This is a genomic window from Pseudomonas sp. TE24901 (genome assembly GCF_054058375.1).
Genome location: NZ_JBSSAF010000004.1, coordinates 101,972 through 118,665, shown reverse-complemented (window position 1 = coordinate 118,665; position 16,694 = coordinate 101,972). Strand labels below are relative to the sequence as shown.

The following is a 16,694-nucleotide window of genomic DNA, read 5'->3' as shown; positions in this document are numbered from 1 at the left end:
GGCATTTTTTATGGGGATCAGGCAGTGTCTTTTCGCCTGAACTGGCGTCGAAACAGCATTCCAAAATTGAAATGTGGTCAGTGTGGGAGCGGGCTTGCCTGCGATAGCGGGGTATCAGCCAGCCTGTTCAGTGGCTGACACACCGCTATCGCAGGCAAGCCCGCTCCCACAAGGGCTGTGCTCGTCATTCCTGTAACGCACAAGGACCCGCATGTCGTTCATCGAAACCAACCAGATCCACCTGCTCGCCGCCTTCTGGTTTGCCCTGTGCTGGGGCGGTTACACCCGTTATGCCACCTGGAAAGCCCGGGACACGGCCTGCCTGGCCAGCGTGCTGCACCTGTATCGCGAGGACTGGATGCGCCGCATGCTGCTGCGCGACAACCGTATCGCCGACGCCAGCGTAATCGGCAACCTGGAACGCAACGCGTCGTTCTTTGCGTCCAGCACCTTGATCATCCTGGCCGGCATTCTCACCGTCCTCGGCGCTTCCGAGCGGGCGGTGTCGTTGTTGGCGGATATTCCCATGGTGCAGCAGGCGTCCCAGGGCATGTCGGAAATCAAGCTGCTGTGCCTGGCGCTGGTGTTTGTCTACGCGTTCTTCACGTTCAGCTGGTGCATGCGTCAATACAACTTTGCGGCGGTGTTGGTCGGCTCGGCGCCCATGATCGGAGAGCGCCATGTGTCGGAGCAGGAGCGCAATGCATTTGCCCTGCGCGCAGCGCGAGTGATCTCCATGGCGGCCAACCAGTTCAACTTTGGCCTGCGCTCTTATTACTTCGGCATGACCATGCTGGCGTGGTTTGTCAGCCCTTGGTTGTTCATGTTGATGAGCAGCGGGGTGGTACTGGTGCTGTACCGCCGTGAGTTTCACTCTGATGTACTGCAGGTGATGGTCTATACCCCCACGGATACACCGTTGCCCGAGCCCGCCAAAGAGCCTGCTTAATCCATTCAGTGTATTAACGCGCGGACTAAAAACGGCAGACAAAGAAAAGCCCGCTATCTAAGCGGGCTTTCTTTATTGCAACAAAGCTATTTCAAGCCGCGGTCTCAAGAACCGGTGGCAGGGGTAGCAGGTGCTGCTTCTTTTGCGGCGGCTTCGTTCGATTCAGCCTGAGCTTTGGCAGCATCGGCGTTTTCTTTCGCAGCGTCGTTCACTTTATCCTGAGCCTTCGCCATGTCTTTCTGAGCTTGCTCAGAGTGTGCGGCGGCGTCTTGGGCTTTGTCTTCGGATTTCTTATCGCAAGCAGCGAGACCGAGGGCAGCGGCGAGCATCATGGAAATAGCTAAAGTCTTGCGCATGGGGTGTTTCTCCTTATTGAAGATATCTACTGGCCTTTCGAGCATGGCGGTTCGGCATTAGTTCCTTTTGTTTCATAGATATATAAATCGCTGACTGGCAGGAACTTTTGCCTGTGCCCCTCATTCGCGGATCAACACTAATAAGAGTCTGAAAAGAATGACCGAAAATCCCCTGTTAGAGCGTGCGACGCGTTTTGTATCGGCCTTGCGCCATTGCCAGGTATTGGGCATTACCGTTCATCAGGCCAGCGAGGAGGGCATCACACTGCTGTTGCCCTACAGCCCCTCTATCGTCGGTGACCCCCAGACCGGAGTGATCCACGGCGGCGCGCTGACCTCTTTGATGGACACCGCCTGCGGCATGGCCACCCTGTGCGTGCTGCCGGAGTTCGAGGTATGCCCGACCCTCGACCTGCGTGTCGACTACATGCACCCCGCCGAACCCCACAAGCCGGTCTACGGCTTCGCGCAATGTTACCGAGTCACCACCGATGTGATCTTTACCCGTGGTTTCGCCTACCAGGATGACACGCAGCAGCCCATCGCCCATGTCGTGGGCACGTTCATGCGCATGGGCAAACGTCTCAAGGGCACCCAAGGGCTGGGCAACGCCATCAAGGGAGCGCAGGCATGACACACCGGTTCAAGACCCGCCTCGAGCAGGCCCATGAGCGTGGTGATTACGAGGCGCTGCTCAACCTGATCCCCTACGCCAAGCTGATCGGCATTGAATGCACCCGTCAAGGGGATGAGTTGTTGTTCCGCCTGCCAGCCAACAAGGACAATATTGGTAACCCCATATTGCCGGCCCTGCACGGTGGCGTGATTGCCGGCTTCATGGAGCTGTCGGCGGCTTTGCACCTGCTGGTCTTCACCGGCTCGCCTGGCTTGCCGAAAATCATCGACTTCTCCCTGGATTATCTGCGCGCCGGGCAGGCCCGCGACACCTACGCCAAATGCCAGGTATGGCGACAGGGGCGGCGCGTGGCGAACGTGGCGATTACCGCCTGGCAGAGCACCCCGGCCGAACCGATTGCCACTGCCCGTGCACATTTCAAGATCGAGGAACCGGCTCGCCCTTGAAATCCCTGTCTTAGCCCCCAACTTTGATGACAACCCGCCGCTCACCCTCGAGGGGGCGGCCACTGCCATCCAATTGGAGTTTGATGACCATGAGTGTGGAAACTCAAAAGGAAACCCTGGGCTTCCAGACCGAGGTGAAGCAACTGCTGCACCTCATGATCCATTCGCTGTATTCCAACAAGGAAATCTTCCTTCGCGAATTGATCTCGAACGCCTCTGACGCTGTCGACAAATTACGTTTCGAAGCCCTGTCCAAGCCTGAGTTGCTGGAAGGTGGCGCCGAACTGAAAATCCGTGTGAGCTTCGACAAGGACGCCAAGACCGTCACCCTCGAAGACAACGGTATCGGCATGAGCCGTGACGATGCGATCACCCACCTGGGGACCATCGCCAAGTCCGGCACCGCCGATTTCATGAAGAACCTCTCGGGCGACCAGAAGAAAGATTCGCACCTGATCGGCCAGTTCGGCGTGGGCTTCTACTCGGCCTTCATCGTGGCCGACAAGGTTGAAGTGTTCAGCCGTCGTGCCGGCCTCGCGGCCAGCGAAGGCGTGCACTGGGCTTCCAAAGGCGAGGGCGAGTTCGAAATCGCCACTATCGACAAGGCTGACCGTGGCACCCGCATCGTACTGCACCTTAAATCCGGCGAAGACGAGTTCGCCGACGGCTGGCGCCTGCGCAACATCATCAAAAAGTACTCCGACCACATCGCACTGCCGATCGAGCTGCCGAAAGAACAGGCCGCTGCCGAAGGCGAGGAAAAACCTGCCCTGGAATGGGAAGTGGTCAACCGCGCCAGCGCCTTGTGGACCCGTCCGCGTACCGAAGTCAAGGACGAGGAATACCAGGAGTTCTACAAGCACATCGCCCACGACTACGAAAACCCGCTGAGCTGGAGCCACAACAAGGTCGAAGGCAAGCTGGAATACAGCTCGCTGCTGTACGTGCCGGCCCGCGCGCCGTTCGACCTGTACCAGCGTGAAGCGCCGAAGGGCCTGAAGCTCTACGTGCAGCGCGTGTTCGTGATGGACCAGGCGGAATCCTTCCTGCCGCTGTACCTGCGCTTCATCAAGGGTGTGGTCGACTCCAACGACCTGTCGCTGAACGTGTCGCGGGAAATCCTGCAGAAAGACCCGATCATCGATTCCATGAAGTCGGCGCTGACCAAGCGCGTACTCGACATGCTGGAAAAGCTGGCGAAGAACGAGCCTGAGCAATACAAGGGCTTCTGGAAAAACTTCGGCCAGGTGATGAAAGAAGGCCCGGCTGAAGATTTCGCCAACAAGGAAAAAATTGCTGGCCTGCTGCGCTTCGCTTCCACTCAGGAAGAAGGTGGCGAGCAGGTGGTGTCCCTGGCCGAGTACCTGGCACGCGCCAAGGAAGGTCAGGACAAGATCTACTACCTGACCGGCGAAACCTACGCCCAGGTCAAGAACAGCCCGCACCTGGAAGTCTTCCGCAAGAAAGGCATCGAAGTGCTGCTGCTGACCGACCGTATCGATGAGTGGCTGATGAGCTACCTCAGCGAGTTCGACGGCAAGACCTTCGTCGACGTGGCCCGTGGTGACCTGGACCTGGGTAACCTGGACTCCGAAGAAGAGAAGAAGGAAGCCGAAGAAGTCGCCAAGGCCAAAGAAGGCCTGGTGGAGCGCATCAAGACCGCCTTGGGCGAGGCCGTCAGCGAAGTGCGGGTATCGCACCGCCTGACCGACTCCCCGGCGATCCTGGCCATTGGCGAGCAGGACCTGGGCATGCAGATGCGCCAGATCCTCGAAGCCAGCGGTCAGAAGGTGCCGGATTCCAAGCCGATCTTCGAATTCAACCCGGCTCACCCGCTGATCGAGAAACTCGACGGCGAGCAGAGCGAAGAGCGTTTTGGCGACCTGTCGCACATCCTCTTCGACCAGGCGGCCCTGGCCGCTGGTGACAGCCTGAAAGACCCGGCGGCCTACGTGCGCCGACTGAACAAGCTGTTGGTTGAACTGTCGGTTTAACACCGTTGTAGAAAAACCCGCTTCGGCGGGTTTTTTCGTTCTAGCGCACCTCAACTGGAGTAAATGATGAGCCAAGTCACTGTACGTTCCGTGGTCTATCAGATTGATGGCCAGTCTTATGAAAGCCGCCTGGCGTTCGATGCCAGCCACAAAGGGGCGCTGCCAGGCCTGTTGATGGCGCCGAACTGGATGGGTGTGAGTGCAGGTGCTGAAGAGATCGCCAAGAGCGTTGCCAGCAAGGGCTACGTGGTGCTGATCGCCGACCTGTATGGGCAGACCGTGCGTCCGTCGAATGGCGATGAAGCCGGCGCGGCGATGATGCCGTTGAAAAATGACAACCCGCAACTGCTCAAGCGCATGCAGGCGGCGTTCGAGCAACTCAAGGCCCAGGCCGAGGTGGATACTTCGAAACTGGCGACCTTCGGATTCTGCTTTGGCGGCTTCTGCTCGCTGGAACTGGCGCGTACCGGTGCACCCTTGAAGGCGGCCGTATCGTTCCACGGCACCATCGACACCCAGAACCCGGACGGCGCAAAACACGTCAAGGGCTCGGTGCTGGTGCTGCACGGTGCTTCCGACCCATTGGTGCCGAAAGAGCAGTTGCCGAAGTTTGAAGAAGAAATGAACGCGGCTGGCGTAGATTGGCAGCTTCTGAGCTATGGCGGTGCGGTGCATTCCTTTACCGACCCGCACGCCAACGTGCCGGGCAAGATGATGTACGACGCCAAGACGGCCAAGCGGGCATTCACCTCGATGCACAATTTGCTGGATGAAGTGTTCAAGGCCTGATTTTTTTCAGCGCCTGTTCCGGCCTCTTCGCGAGCAAGCCCGCTCCCATATTCGACCGTATTTTACCTGTTGGAATGCGGTCAAAATGTGGGAGCGGGCTTGCTCGCGAATGCTATCTCACCGGCAACTCAATTCTCTCAGACTCACCCGGCACCGTCGGCCAATCCCCGGCTGCCCAGCGCTGCCTGGCCTGCTCGATCACCGCCGGATCACTCGCCACAAAATTCCAGTTGATTCGCCGTGGCCCGTCCAACGGTGCGCCGCCAAACACCACCAGGTGGCAGTCGCTTTCGGCAAACAGGGTCATTTCCCGCCCGATCGGCAATACCACCAGGCTGTGCACGTCCAGTGCCTCACCGTCCAATTGCGCATCACCCTCCAGCACATACACCGCCCGTTCCTCGTGCTCGTCCGGGATCAGCAAGGTGGTAGCCGTCTGCATCTGCACATCGGCGTACAACGTGGGCGAAAGCACCGGCACCGGTGATTTGAGGCAGAATCCACTGCCGGCGATCAGGCGGATCTGGACCCCCAGGTTGTCGCTGACCGGCAAGCTCGCTGCCGGGTGATGGCTGTAGTGTCCCGGGCCGGTTTCGTGGTCCTTGGGGGAGGCCAGCCACACTTGCAGGCCGTGCAGGCTGAAACCGCTGGCCTTGACCGCCTCGGGTGTCCGCTCGACGTGGGCGATGGCGCTGCCAGCGGTCATCCAGCTGACATCGCCGGCCTGCACCACTTGGTCCGAGCCCAGGCTGTCCTTGTGTTGCAGCGTGCCTTCAAACAGGTAGGTGAGGGTCGACAGTCCGATATGCGGATGCTGGCGGATATTCATGCCGCTGCCCGGCGCGTAGCGGGTGAGCAACATATGGTCGAAAAACACAAAGGGGCCGACGCTGCGGCATTCCCGCGAGGGCAGCGGGCGCAGGATCGGCTGGCCCTCGACATCTTCGGGGCGAGGGCGGATCACGGTGAGGGTGGTCATGGGGCGTCCCTGTCTGAGCGGGTTAGAGGCCTCTTGAGCATAACCCGCTCGACGCCAGGTTGCTGCTACTGGCTGAAGGCGCCTTCCGACAGTTGGGTTTCGATGCTGACGTCGGCGGTGGTCATCAGCTTATGGACCGGGCAACGGTCGGCCACGCGGTGCAGTTCGTCGCGCTGCTCATCAGTGAGCACACCCTTGAGGGTCAGCTTGACGTTGAGCTTGTATTTGCCCTTTTGTTCTTCGCTGCTGTCATGGGTCACCTCGACGGTCACGCCGGTCAGCGGGATATCTTTTTTCTGCGCGTAGAGCTTGACCGTCAGGGCCTTGCACGAGGCCAGCGCCGCGTCGAAGTAGTCGTGAGGGGAGGGCGCCGAATCGTCGCCGCCCAGGCTCTTGGGCAGGTCGGTGAACAGCTCGTGGTTATTGATGTTCACGCTGTGGCGGAAGTTGTCGTGGTTCAGGGTGTTGACGGTAACAGGCATGGTGAACCTCACAGGGCGGCAGGAGAAAGGGTCATGAAGGTATAGAGCATGCTGGCACTGGGGTGTTCCACGTTTTTTTGCGGATGAACCCTGGCTGGGCACCCAAGGTCTACTCGTAGCCCCCCTTATCGAGGTTTTACCGTGCCCTGGACCCGCCTGACCCTTGCCCTGTTGCTCGCCACCAGCAGCCTTGTGGTGCAGGCCCGCGACTATGCCTACAGCGATGCGCACCTGCATTACGTGGACTTCTTCCAGGAAACCGCGGGCATGGACAAGCTGCTCAAGGCGATGGCTGACAACCGCATCGAGCACGTGATGATTTCCGGCATCCCCGTCGCAAAAAAATGGCACGAAGACGAACCCAAGCGCCCACGCTATTACGCCGGTGACGACGCCGACGCCTACTGGTACAGCGCCACCGACGTGATCGTCGCCGCCGCGCTCAACAAACTGCCCCCGGAGCAGCGCCAGCACTTTCATCCCTTTCTGTCTGGCTTCAACCCCAACGACAAGAACTCGGTCGCCCATATCCAGCGTATGCTCGACCTCAATCCAGGACTGTGGCAGGGCATCGGTGAAGTCTTCACCCGCCATGACGACCTCACGGCTATCACCGCCGGTGACACTCCGCGCGCGAATAACGAAGCCATGACCCGCATCTATCACCTGGCAGCAGAAAACGATCTGCCGGTGATGCTGCATTCCAACATCACCTCCAAGCGTGAGCGCAACCCGCTGTACCTGGCCGAGGTAGAAGAGCCACTGCGCAATCACCCGCACACCCGTTTTATCTGGGCCCATGCCGGCACCAGCAAGGAAATCCACCGTCATCAGGTACAGATGGACTTTTTGCTGCCGACCTTGAACCGTCTGCTGGAGGCTTATCCGAACCTCTACATCGACCTGTCCTGGAGCATGCTCACGCCGTATTTGCTGGATGACGCCGGTCAGCCACGCCCGGAGTGGGTCAAGCTCGTGGAGCGCTTCCCTACGCGCTTTATGCTGGGCTCGGACGTCGTAGGGCGCTTCAATAAACTGGGTAAGGAAATGCGCCGCTTTGATCCTTTTCTGGATGCCTTGCCGGAAGACATCGCCCGCAACGTCGCGCGGGACAACTTCCTGGCGATCCTGCCTGAAACTGCTCGCGATGGTGTGCGACGTTGATATCGCGTTTTCGTCTTACGCAAAGAGGCTAAGGCGCCGATACCTTTCAAGAGCTGGCTGCAAATGGATGCAGCGCACTTGGAAGGAGCCAAGGCATGAGTATCAGAAGTCTGAATATCGCCCCGCGTGCAGGTTTGGGGTTTGGCCTGTTGGCGTTGATGGTTTTCGCCTTGGGCGGCTTCGCCCTGTTGCAGATGGCCAATATGCGCCAGCAATCGGACCAGGTGGAAAACAACTGGCTGCCCAGCGTGATGGCCGTGGGCGAGATGAGCCAGGACCTGCTGCGGGTGCGTGCGCTGACCCTGCGCTTGCTGGTCAACCGTGACCCGCAGGCGCTGGCGCAGAATGAACAGAAGCTGGCCGACCTCAAAAGTGGCCTGCACCACGCCCAAACCCTCTATGAGGCGCTGATCGTGCTGCCCGAGGAGCATGCGCTGTTTGATCGCTTCAAGGCCCAGGAGCAGCAATACCTGCAGCGCCAGGAGCAGGTCATGGGGTTTTCCAAGGCCAATCAGTTGGAAGACGCGATCAAAGTGGTCAACGGTGAGATGAACCAGTTGGCCGACGAAATGGCCGGCACCTTGCACGATCTGGTCGAGTTGAACAAAACCAACGCCAACCACGCGGCCAATCTCGCGCAAAGCGTGTTCAGCCAGTCCCGTAGCTGGGTGGTCGGCATGATTGGGCTGACGGCGCTGATCACCATCGGCCTGGCCGTATGGCTGACCCGCAGCATTGTGCTGCCCCTGGCCCAGTCGCTGAAAGTCGCCCAGAGTGTGGCCAGTGGCGACCTGACCGGTGAGATCAGCGTCAGTGGCAACGATGAGCCGGCACGCTTGCAGCAGGCACTCAAGGGCATGCAGGCGAACCTGCGTGACACGATCCGGCGCATTGCCGAGTCTTCGAACCAGCTGGCGTCCGCCTCAGAGGAACTCAGTTGTGTGACCGAAGACGCCACCCGTGGCTTGCACCAGCAAAACCAGGAAATCGAGCAGGCGGCGACAGCGGTCAACCAGATGACGGCGGCGGTGGAAGAGGTGGCGAGCAATGCGGTGGCCACCTCCCAGGCGTCCCGTGAGTCCGACCGTATTGCCCAGCATGGGCGCCAGCAAGTGCATCAGACTGTGGTGTCGATTGAGGCGCTGGCCACCGATGTGACCGACAACGTGACCCAGGTCGAGGATTTGGCGCAGAAGGTCTACGGGATCAGTAAGGTGCTGGATGTGATCCGCGCGATTGCCGAGCAGACCAACCTGCTGGCGCTGAACGCGGCGATCGAGGCGGCACGCGCCGGGGATGCCGGGCGAGGTTTTGCGGTGGTGGCCGACGAGGTGCGCGCCCTGGCCCATCGCACCCAGCAGTCGACCCAGGAAATCGAGCTGATGATCAGCGGCATTCAGCAAGGCACCGATCAGGCGGTCAGCTCCATGCAGCAAAGCAACAGTCGCGCACGTTCGACCCTGGACATCGCCAAGTCGGCGGGCACGGCGCTGGAGGACATCGCCTCGGCCTTTACCCTGATCAATGAGCGCAACCTGGTGATTGCCAGTGCCTCTGAGCAGCAGGCGGCGGTGGCGCGGGAGGTGGATCGCAATTTGATGAACATTCGTGACCTGGCGCACCAGACGTCTACCGGGGCGAATCAGACCAGTGCGGCGAGCCAGGAGCTGTCGCGGTTGGCGGTGGATTTGAACACCATGGTGGCGCGGTTTTCGGTGTAGTGCGCAAGGTCTCGTTGGGCCGATCGCAGGCAAGCCAGCTCCCACACTGACCGCATTCCTTCAGGATGTACTCGGTCACTGTGGGAGCTGGCTTGCCTGCGATGCAGACGACTCGGTTTTGAATGCTGTCACCCATAAAAAAGCCCCGAACCAGTCGGGGCTTTTTCATGCGTTCAAGCGACAGGTCTTACTTGCCCTGCCAGCGTTTCAGCACCAGGGTGGCGTTAGTGCCACCAAAGCCGAAGCTGTTGCTCATCACGGTGTCGATTTTTGCGTTCTCGACGGTCTTGGTCAGGATCGGCATATCTGCCACCACCGGATCGATCTCGTCGATGTTGGCCGAGCCGGCCATGAAGTTGCCTTCCATCATCAGCAGGCAGTAGATCGCTTCGTGAACGCCAGCGGCGCCCAGGGAGTGACCCGACAGGCTCTTGGTGGAGCTGATGGCCGGGGCCTTGTCGCCGAATACCGCACGCACGCCTTCCATTTCCTTGGCGTCGCCGACCGGAGTCGAGGTGCCGTGGGTGTTCAGGTAGTCGATTGGCGTATCCACGGTGGACATTGCCATCTGCATGCAGCGGATGGCGCCTTCACCGCTCGGTGCAACCATGTCGTAGCCGTCGGAAGTGGCGCCGTAGCCGACGATTTCCGCGTAGATCTTGGCGCCACGGGCCAGAGCGTGTTCCAGCTCCTCGACCACCACCATGCCGCCGCCGCCGGCGATGACAAAACCGTCACGCTTGGCGTCGTAGGCGCGGGAGGCCTTTTCCGGGGTTTCGTTGTACTGGGTGGACAGTGCGCCCATGGCGTCGAACAGGAACGACTGGCTCCAATGTTCTTCTTCACCGCCGCCAGCGAATACGATGTCCTGCTTGCCCAGTTGGATCTGCTCAACCGCAGTACCGATGCAGTGAGCACTGGTGGCACACGCGGAGGAGATCGAGTAGTTCACGCCCTTGATCTGGAACGGCGTGGCCAGGCAGGCCGAAACGGTGCTGCCCATGGTCCGTGTGACACGGTACGGGCCAACGCGCTTCACGCCTTTTTCGCGCAGGATATCCAGCGCTTCCATCTGGTTCAGGGTCGATGCGCCGCCGGAACCGGCGATCAGGCCGGTGCGTACGTTCGATACCTGGTCATCGGTCAGGCCGGAGTCGGCGATCGCGTCTTTCATCGCCAGGTAGGCGTAGGCGGCAGCGTGGCCGACGAAGCGGTAGATCTTGCGATCGATCAGTTCTTCGAGGGGCAGGTCGATGGAGCCGGAAACCTGGCTACGCAGACCCATTTCGGCATATTCCGGGTTGAAGCGGATGCCAGGGCGACTTGCACGCAGGTTAGCGGTGACGGTCTCTTTGTCATTGCCCAGGCAAGAAACGATGCCCAGACCAGTGATAACGACGCGGCGCATGCGGATAACCCTTAAAAGTTGTCAGTGGAAGTGAATACGCCGACCCGAAGGCCTTCGGCAGTATAGATCTCGCGACCGTCGACAGTCACCGAACCGTCGGCGATGGCCAGGTTCAGCTTGCCCTTGAGGACGCGCTTGATTTGAATGTTGTAGGTGACTTTCTTGGCGCTCGGCAGAACCTGGCCAAAGAACTTCACTTCGCCCGAACCCAGGGCGCGACCGCGGCCCGGCAGGCCTTGCCAGCCCAGGTAGAAACCGACCAGCTGCCACATGGCGTCGAGGCCCAGGCAGCCTGGCATCACAGGGTCACCTTCGAAGTGGCAGGCGAAGAACCAGAGGTTCGGGGTGATATCCAGCTCGGCGACCAATTCACCTTTGCCGTACTTGCCACCCTCTTCGCTGATATGGGTGATGCGATCCACCATCAGCATGTTCGGGGCGGGCAGTTGCGCGTTACCTGGGCCGAACAGCTCACCGCGACTGCAGCGCAGCAGGTCTTCCCGAGTAAAGGCGTTTTGTTTGGTCATGCGAGCTCCTCAATAATCCCATGCGGCAGGGTAGGGCAAATCTTCCCGAACCGACTGAAGCGTTACGCCTCATTCCGGCAGCCTACACATAGACTATTGCGTTGTAGTGAAAGTCACAGCGTCAAGGCACTGAATGTACACTTGTTCACTGAAATTTTAAACCGGGCCTGTTTATCGGCCCGTTCGGGTGCCTAAGACTGCCGCACTTTCGTCTTTGATGCCAGTCGGAGTTGGCTGATGGCGCGGCGCTATTGCACCCAGCGCTGCAGGATTTGCTGCAAATCCGTGCGTTTGAACGGCTTGGCCAGGTAATCGTTCATTCCGGCGGCCAGGCAGGCTTCGCGGTCGCCCTGCAAGGCGTTGGCTGTCAAGGCGATGATGGGCAGGTCGGCGCAGCCGGGCAGTTGACGGATCTGCCGGGTGGCTTCGTAACCGTCGATCAGCGGCAAGCGACAGTCCATCAGGATCGCCGTGAAAATCAGGCTCTCGGCGCTGCGGATCGCTTCGGCGCCGTCGGTGGCCAGGCTCACTTCAAAGCCCAGGCTGCGCAGCATGGCCTCCACCACGGTGCGATTGACCGGGTTGTCCTCCACCAGCAACACATGCCGGCCATCCCCCGCACTGCCTTTGCCATCGGCGTCCAGCGCGATGGTGGGGGAGCTGTGCTGGTCGATCGCCAGCGGAATTTCCAGGGTAAACACCGAGCCCCGGCCTTCTTCGCTCTGGGCGCGCAGCGTGCCGCCCATGCGTTCGGCCAGCGTGCGGGCGATCGGCAAGCCCAGCCCGGTGCCGCCGTAACGTCTTGAAATGGAACTGTCGGCCTGCTGGAACGCATCGAACATCAGCTCCAGGCGTTCCGCGGAAATCCCGATGCCGCTGTCGCGCACGGTGCAGGTGAACCACACCAGTTCGTGGTCCAGGGTCTGCCACTGGGGTTCGACCGTGACGGTGCCGTGCTCGGTGAACTTCAGCGCGTTGCCGATCAGGTTCACCAGGATTTGGCGGATGCGCGTCGGGTCACCCTGCACGCGCAACGACGCCATGCCCGCCGGAATCGGCAGTTCCAGGGCCAGCCCGCGCTGCTGGGCACTGTGCTGGAACGCCTGGGCACAGCTGCTGATCAGGTCGGCGAGGTTGAACGGAATATGTTCCAGTTCCAGCGCGGCGCGCTCGATGCGGGAGAAGTCGAGGATGTCGTTGATCACTTTGAGCAGATGCTCGGTGGACTCGGAGGCCAGTGCCGCGTATTCGGTCTGCTCCTCGGTCATCTCGGTGGTTTCCAGCAACTGCAACATGCCCAGCACGCCGTTCATCGGCGTGCGCAGTTCGTGGCTCATCATCGCCAGGAAGTCCGACTTGGCATTGTTCGCCCGTTCCGCTTCTTCGCGGGTCTGGATCAGTTGCGCCATGGCCTGTTGCTGCTCGCGGCTGGCCTGGTTGAGGCCCTCGGCCAGGTTGTTGATATGCCGCGACAGGTCGCCCAGCTCCGAGTCATCCACAATCGGCAGGGGCGTCTGGTAGTCCCCTTGCTGGATCGCCTTCACCGCGTGGCCCATGGCGCTGATCGGCTGCGACAGGCTGGCCGCCAGGCGCCGGGCGAGCAGGAAGGTAAACAGCAGGGCGAACAGCGCCAGGATGCCGGCCTTGAACAGGATCTCCTGCTGGCGCTGGCTGAAGGCGTCGTTGGACATGCCGACGATCACGCGGCCCAGGTAGTCCGCACGGGGCGCCTTGGGTTCGTTCAGGTTGTCCTGGAAGAAGTCATTGCCCAATTGGATGTGCTGCAGGCGAATCGGCGCCTGGAAGACTTTGACCGACAACGAGCGGTCATGCTTCTCCGACGGCTGTTCGACGTACACCAGGATGTTCTCGGTGCTGTCCTGGATCTCCAGGAAACGCACGTGGGGCGTGGCCAGCGTGGCGCGCAGCAGGCTGTCGAGCACATCATTGTTGCCGGAAATCACCCCGTATTCGGTGGCCGGCGCCAGCTGGTTGGCGATCAGTTGGCCGGTGTGGTCCAGTTCCTGGCGCAGGTCCTGGATACGCACGAAGGTGAAGAAGCTGATCAACAGCAACGTCAGCAACAGCGCCGGGCCCAGAGTGATGAGCTGGGTGCGGGTGTTGATGTCCCAACGACGACGCAAGGTCATGGGCGTTTTTCTCCTTCGGCCAAGCGGGCGGCGACGGCGACTTCATCCACCTGTTCGATGCCCAGTGAGCGCGCGACTTGCGGGTTGCCCACGACTTTGAAGTGTTCCGGGTACAAGGTGCGCGGCCAGTTGGCGGGCGGGTGGTCCAGCAAGCGGTCGAGCACGGCCAGCCAATCCGCCTGGTCGCTGTAGGTGCTGGCCAGGCTGCCGGCCCGCACAAACCCTGCGTTGGGCCCCACCAGCGGCAATTGTTGGGCGTAGCTGCTGAGCAGCAGGTTCTTAGCGGTTTTCGGGTTGTACAGCTGCGGGTCATCGAGGCCCAGCAGCACGTCGCTGCTCTTGAACAGGGTTTGCAACGGCCGACTGTCGCTGATGTTGTCCCAGCGCTGCGGCACGATTTCCAGCCCTTTGGGCGTTGCGTACTGGCGCAGTTCTGGCAGCAGGAATTCACTGTCGGTGCCGTAGAGCACGCCGATGCGCCGGGCCTGGGGCAGGATGTTGGCGATCAGGTTCAACTGGCGCTCCAGCGGCGGGTCGCTCCACAGCAGGCTGATCTTGGCCGGGTGGGCGGTGCCCAGGCGTTGCCGGGCTTGCAGGCGGCTGATGCGCAGCACCAGGGTCGGCGGGCCCTGGGTGTCTTGCAGGCGCCAGTCGAGGCCGGGCAAGTCCAGCAGGATCAAGCGCGTAGTGGCGGGCAGTTGGTTCGGCGCGGGCAGGTCCTTGAGCGCGGTGAATGTGACGTGGTCTTCGGGGCGCTGCTGGGCGAGGGCCTGGGCAAAGGCCTGGACCCCGGCACTGTCTTCGGCGGCGGTCAGCAGGATGTCGGCGCTCCAGGCCGGTGCCGTCAGAAGCAGGCACGCCAGCAGCAGGCCGCGTCGCCACAGGCGTGAAACAAAGAGGAGGGTCATCCGTGACTGATCGCCCATGTCAGAACTCTAACTCCGCGCTGAAGTAGAGCACATGGCGATGGTCGTAATTGTTGTCGGCCCAGGTGGTGGGCTGGTTATCGAGGCGTTCTTGCAACATGCCGGCCAGCTCCACGTTGGCTTTGCCCAGGGCAATGCGCTTGGCCACCCGCAGGTCGACCCGTTCGAAGCGATACTGATTGAGTGCATCGTCGCCATAGTAGAACAGCGCGCTGGACCAGCCCTGGCCCCATTCCCGCAACCAACCGGCCGAGCCACTGTTGCGCGCTGTCTGCAGCTTGTCCAGTGGGTTGCTGGCGGTGGTGTCGACGTAAGCATAGGTCAGGCGCAGGCGGTCGGCGTTGCTCATGCGCCAGTCGAACTGGGTTTCAGCGCCGGTAAAGCGTGAGCTGTTGGCATTGCTGGCAATGTACTGGTTGTTGCGCAGGGGCGAGCTGATCATGTCGGTGATTTCGTCATAGAACAGCTTCACGTCCACATTCAGCCCGAGGTCGGCGAAGAACCCGTTGTAACCTAATTCCCGCGAACGCATCAGCTCTTTATCGAGGTTGCCGGGGCCGCGTGTCACTACAAAATATTGCCCGGAATTCTGCCCGTAGGCCGGCGAGCTGAGGTTGGTGACACGGTAGCTCCAGTTGACGTTGTTCTCGAACATGTCCGGCGAGCGGATAGCTTCGGAATACACCGCGCGCAGGCCATGGCGCGGGTTGATCAAGTAGTTGACCGCCACCCTCGGCGTCAGCGAGTTGCCGCTCAAGTGGGTGTCTTCGTACATCGCGCCGCCTTGCAGCAGCCAGTGTTCGCTGGCCCGCCATTCCAGGTGGGCGAACAGGCGCCAGGTGGTGTCGTCGAGGGTGCCATTGAAGTAGGTGTCGGAATCGGCGCGGTCGTAGCGGTAGTTCATGCCGCTGACCAGGCGCAGGCTGTCGGACAGGCTGAGGGTGTCCTGCACCTCGATGTCGTAGCGGCTTTCGCGGGTGCTCTGGTCGATGTCACCGCACACGCTCTGGCTGGCGCCGTTGCGCCACTGGTCCAGGACCTGATTTGCCAGGGCCTGCTCGGCAGCACTGCCAGGTGGCGCAGAACCCTGGCTGTAGGTGTCCATGTGCCGGGCCAATTGTTCGGCGTAGTTGGGGTTGAGCTGCCACAGGCGGGTCAACTCCGGGCTGAACGACACTTTGGCGTCGCAGGCTTTCCACACCTGCTGGCGATCCCACTGCTGCGCCGAACCCTGGATATACAGGCTGTGCTCCGGGTTGAAGTCGAAATTCCAGCGCAGGGAGCCGGCGTAGTCCTTGGCGGTCACGTCGGAATTGGTACCGCCTTCGGTAATCCCGGCGAAGACCGGTGTGTAGGTGTAGGGGCGCTGGTTGGTGCCTTCCTTCGCGTCCAGTTGCCAGTCGATGCTCTGCTGGGCGTTCAGCGTCTGGCTCACTGCCAGGCTGAAGCGGCTGAGGCGGCGACTGTCGCGGCGGTCGGCGCCGGTGGCATCGCTGTCAAAACCATCGTCCTGCTGGCCCGACAGGGACAGGCGCAAATCGCCGGTTTCCCAGCCCACACCCTGGCTGGCGTAGAAGTCGTTGATCCCACGCTCGCCACGGATAACCTTGACCCGCGTGCCCTGGCTGTTGGCCGGCGAACGCGTGAGGATGTTGACCACCGCCATCAACGCATTGGCGCCATAGCTGACGGTGTTGGGGCCACGGAACACTTCGATGCGCTCGATATCCTCCATGGCCACCGGGATATCGCTCCAGTCCACGGTTGCCAAACCGGCGCGGTACACCGAGCGCCCGTCAATCAGCACCTGCATGCGTCGGGCATCGCTGGCACTGGTGCCGTGGTAGTTCACCGCCGCCTGGTTGCCGGTGGTGTAGCCGACCATCATCCCCGGCACCAGGCGCAGCAGTTCGCTGATATCCCGTGCGCCGCTGGCCTTGATCAGCTCGCTGTCGATCACGGTCATGCTGCCCGGCACGGCGGCGGCCGATTGTTTCAGGCGGGTAGCGGTCAGCACTTGCGGCAGCGGCTGGCTGTCCAGGAACAGGTCATCAGCCAGCGCAGGTGCACTGCACAACAGCATCAACAACACAGATGAGCGGGGAGGAGGGCCCAAATACACGGCACGGCCTTGATAATTACGGATAGCCGCCCATGTTAACCGAG

Annotated in this window: 15 protein-coding genes and 1 pseudogene; 8 read left to right on the top strand and 8 right to left on the bottom strand. The window is 61.0% G+C overall.

Annotated features, from left to right (window positions below; genetic code table 11):
- The first annotated feature begins 211 nt into the window (after positions 1–211).
- Positions 212–949: a DUF599 domain-containing protein gene (locus ACVWVP_RS09250; RefSeq protein ID WP_178921956.1), complete on the top strand. Its 738-nt coding sequence runs from the start codon at positions 212–214 to the stop codon at positions 947–949.
- A gap of 104 nt (positions 950–1,053) precedes the next feature.
- Here ACVWVP_RS09250 and ACVWVP_RS09245 read toward each other — a convergent pair whose 3' ends face one another.
- Positions 1,054–1,305 carry a hypothetical protein gene (locus ACVWVP_RS09245; protein ID WP_010211724.1) on the bottom strand — a complete coding sequence of 84 codons (252 nt, stop codon included), beginning with the start codon at positions 1,303–1,305 and terminating at the stop codon, positions 1,054–1,056.
- Between the two features lie 157 nt (positions 1,306–1,462).
- Between ACVWVP_RS09245 and ACVWVP_RS09240 the strand changes: the two genes are divergently transcribed.
- The 4 genes from ACVWVP_RS09240 to ACVWVP_RS09225 all read left to right on the top strand — a co-directional run bounded on the left by ACVWVP_RS09240 (position 1,463) and on the right by ACVWVP_RS09225 (position 5,171).
- Positions 1,463–1,939: a PaaI family thioesterase gene (locus tag ACVWVP_RS09240; RefSeq protein WP_457405382.1), complete on the top strand. Its 477-nt coding sequence runs from the start codon at positions 1,463–1,465 to the stop codon at positions 1,937–1,939.
- Entirely contained in the window at positions 1,936–2,388 is a 453-nt protein-coding gene (locus ACVWVP_RS09235; RefSeq protein ID WP_457405379.1) for a PaaI family thioesterase, read from the top strand. Before ACVWVP_RS09240 ends, ACVWVP_RS09235 begins: the two co-directional genes overlap by 4 nt.
- Positions 2,389–2,477: 89 nt before the next feature.
- Positions 2,478–4,382, top strand: coding sequence for a molecular chaperone HtpG (gene htpG, locus ACVWVP_RS09230; RefSeq protein ID WP_457405375.1), 1,905 nt, complete (start codon positions 2,478–2,480; stop codon positions 4,380–4,382).
- A 66-nt stretch (positions 4,383–4,448) separates the two neighbouring features.
- Entirely contained in the window at positions 4,449–5,171 is a 723-nt protein-coding gene (locus ACVWVP_RS09225) for a dienelactone hydrolase family protein (protein ID WP_178921947.1), read from the top strand.
- Between the two features lie 112 nt (positions 5,172–5,283).
- Here ACVWVP_RS09225 and ACVWVP_RS09220 read toward each other — a convergent pair whose 3' ends face one another.
- Both ACVWVP_RS09220 and ACVWVP_RS09215 read right to left on the bottom strand, forming a co-directional pair.
- On the bottom strand, positions 5,284–6,150 hold the full coding sequence (locus ACVWVP_RS09220) for a pirin family protein (protein ID WP_178921945.1): 867 nt from the start codon (positions 6,148–6,150) through the stop codon (positions 5,284–5,286).
- Between the two features lie 65 nt (positions 6,151–6,215).
- Complete coding sequence (locus ACVWVP_RS09215; RefSeq protein WP_178921943.1) at positions 6,216–6,632, bottom strand: OsmC family protein; 417 nt, start codon at positions 6,630–6,632, stop codon at positions 6,216–6,218.
- A 141-nt stretch (positions 6,633–6,773) separates the two neighbouring features.
- On the opposite strand from ACVWVP_RS09215, the gene ACVWVP_RS09210 reads away from it, so the two are divergent.
- The 3 genes and pseudogenes from ACVWVP_RS09210 to ACVWVP_RS09200 all read left to right on the top strand — a co-directional run bounded on the left by ACVWVP_RS09210 (position 6,774) and on the right by ACVWVP_RS09200 (position 9,517).
- The gene (locus ACVWVP_RS09210) at positions 6,774–7,796 is read left to right on the top strand and encodes an amidohydrolase family protein (RefSeq protein WP_178921941.1); all 1,023 of its coding nucleotides are present in this window, start codon (positions 6,774–6,776) and stop codon (positions 7,794–7,796) included.
- Positions 7,797–7,891: 95 nt separating this feature from the next.
- Positions 7,892–8,662 (top strand): annotated as a pseudogene (locus tag ACVWVP_RS09205) (MCP four helix bundle domain-containing protein); the annotation flags it as partial.
- Positions 8,654–9,517: a methyl-accepting chemotaxis protein gene (locus tag ACVWVP_RS09200; protein WP_372339920.1), complete on the top strand. Its 864-nt coding sequence runs from the start codon at positions 8,654–8,656 to the stop codon at positions 9,515–9,517. The pseudogene ACVWVP_RS09205 and the gene ACVWVP_RS09200, both read left to right, overlap by 9 nt.
- A gap of 187 nt (positions 9,518–9,704) precedes the next feature.
- On the opposite strand, the gene fabB is transcribed toward ACVWVP_RS09200, so the two are convergent.
- The 5 genes from fabB to ACVWVP_RS09175 all read right to left on the bottom strand — a co-directional run bounded on the left by fabB (position 9,705) and on the right by ACVWVP_RS09175 (position 16,650).
- Positions 9,705–10,925, bottom strand: coding sequence for a beta-ketoacyl-ACP synthase I (gene fabB / locus ACVWVP_RS09195; protein WP_178921937.1), 1,221 nt, complete (start codon positions 10,923–10,925; stop codon positions 9,705–9,707).
- A gap of 11 nt (positions 10,926–10,936) precedes the next feature.
- A complete protein-coding gene (gene fabA / locus ACVWVP_RS09190) occupies positions 10,937–11,452 on the bottom strand; it encodes a 3-hydroxyacyl-[acyl-carrier-protein] dehydratase FabA (RefSeq protein WP_178921935.1) in 516 nt (171 codons plus the stop codon).
- Positions 11,453–11,700: 248 nt separating this feature from the next.
- Positions 11,701–13,602, bottom strand: coding sequence for an ATP-binding protein (locus ACVWVP_RS09185; protein ID WP_178921933.1), 1,902 nt, complete (start codon positions 13,600–13,602; stop codon positions 11,701–11,703).
- Positions 13,599–14,528 carry an ABC transporter substrate-binding protein gene (locus ACVWVP_RS09180; protein WP_178921931.1) on the bottom strand — a complete coding sequence of 310 codons (930 nt, stop codon included), beginning with the start codon at positions 14,526–14,528 and terminating at the stop codon, positions 13,599–13,601. Before ACVWVP_RS09180 ends, ACVWVP_RS09185 begins: the two co-directional genes overlap by 4 nt.
- Position 14,529: 1 nt before the next feature.
- Positions 14,530–16,650: a TonB-dependent receptor plug domain-containing protein gene (locus ACVWVP_RS09175; RefSeq protein WP_372339918.1), complete on the bottom strand. Its 2,121-nt coding sequence runs from the start codon at positions 16,648–16,650 to the stop codon at positions 14,530–14,532.
- Positions 16,651–16,694: the final 44 nt, after the last annotated feature.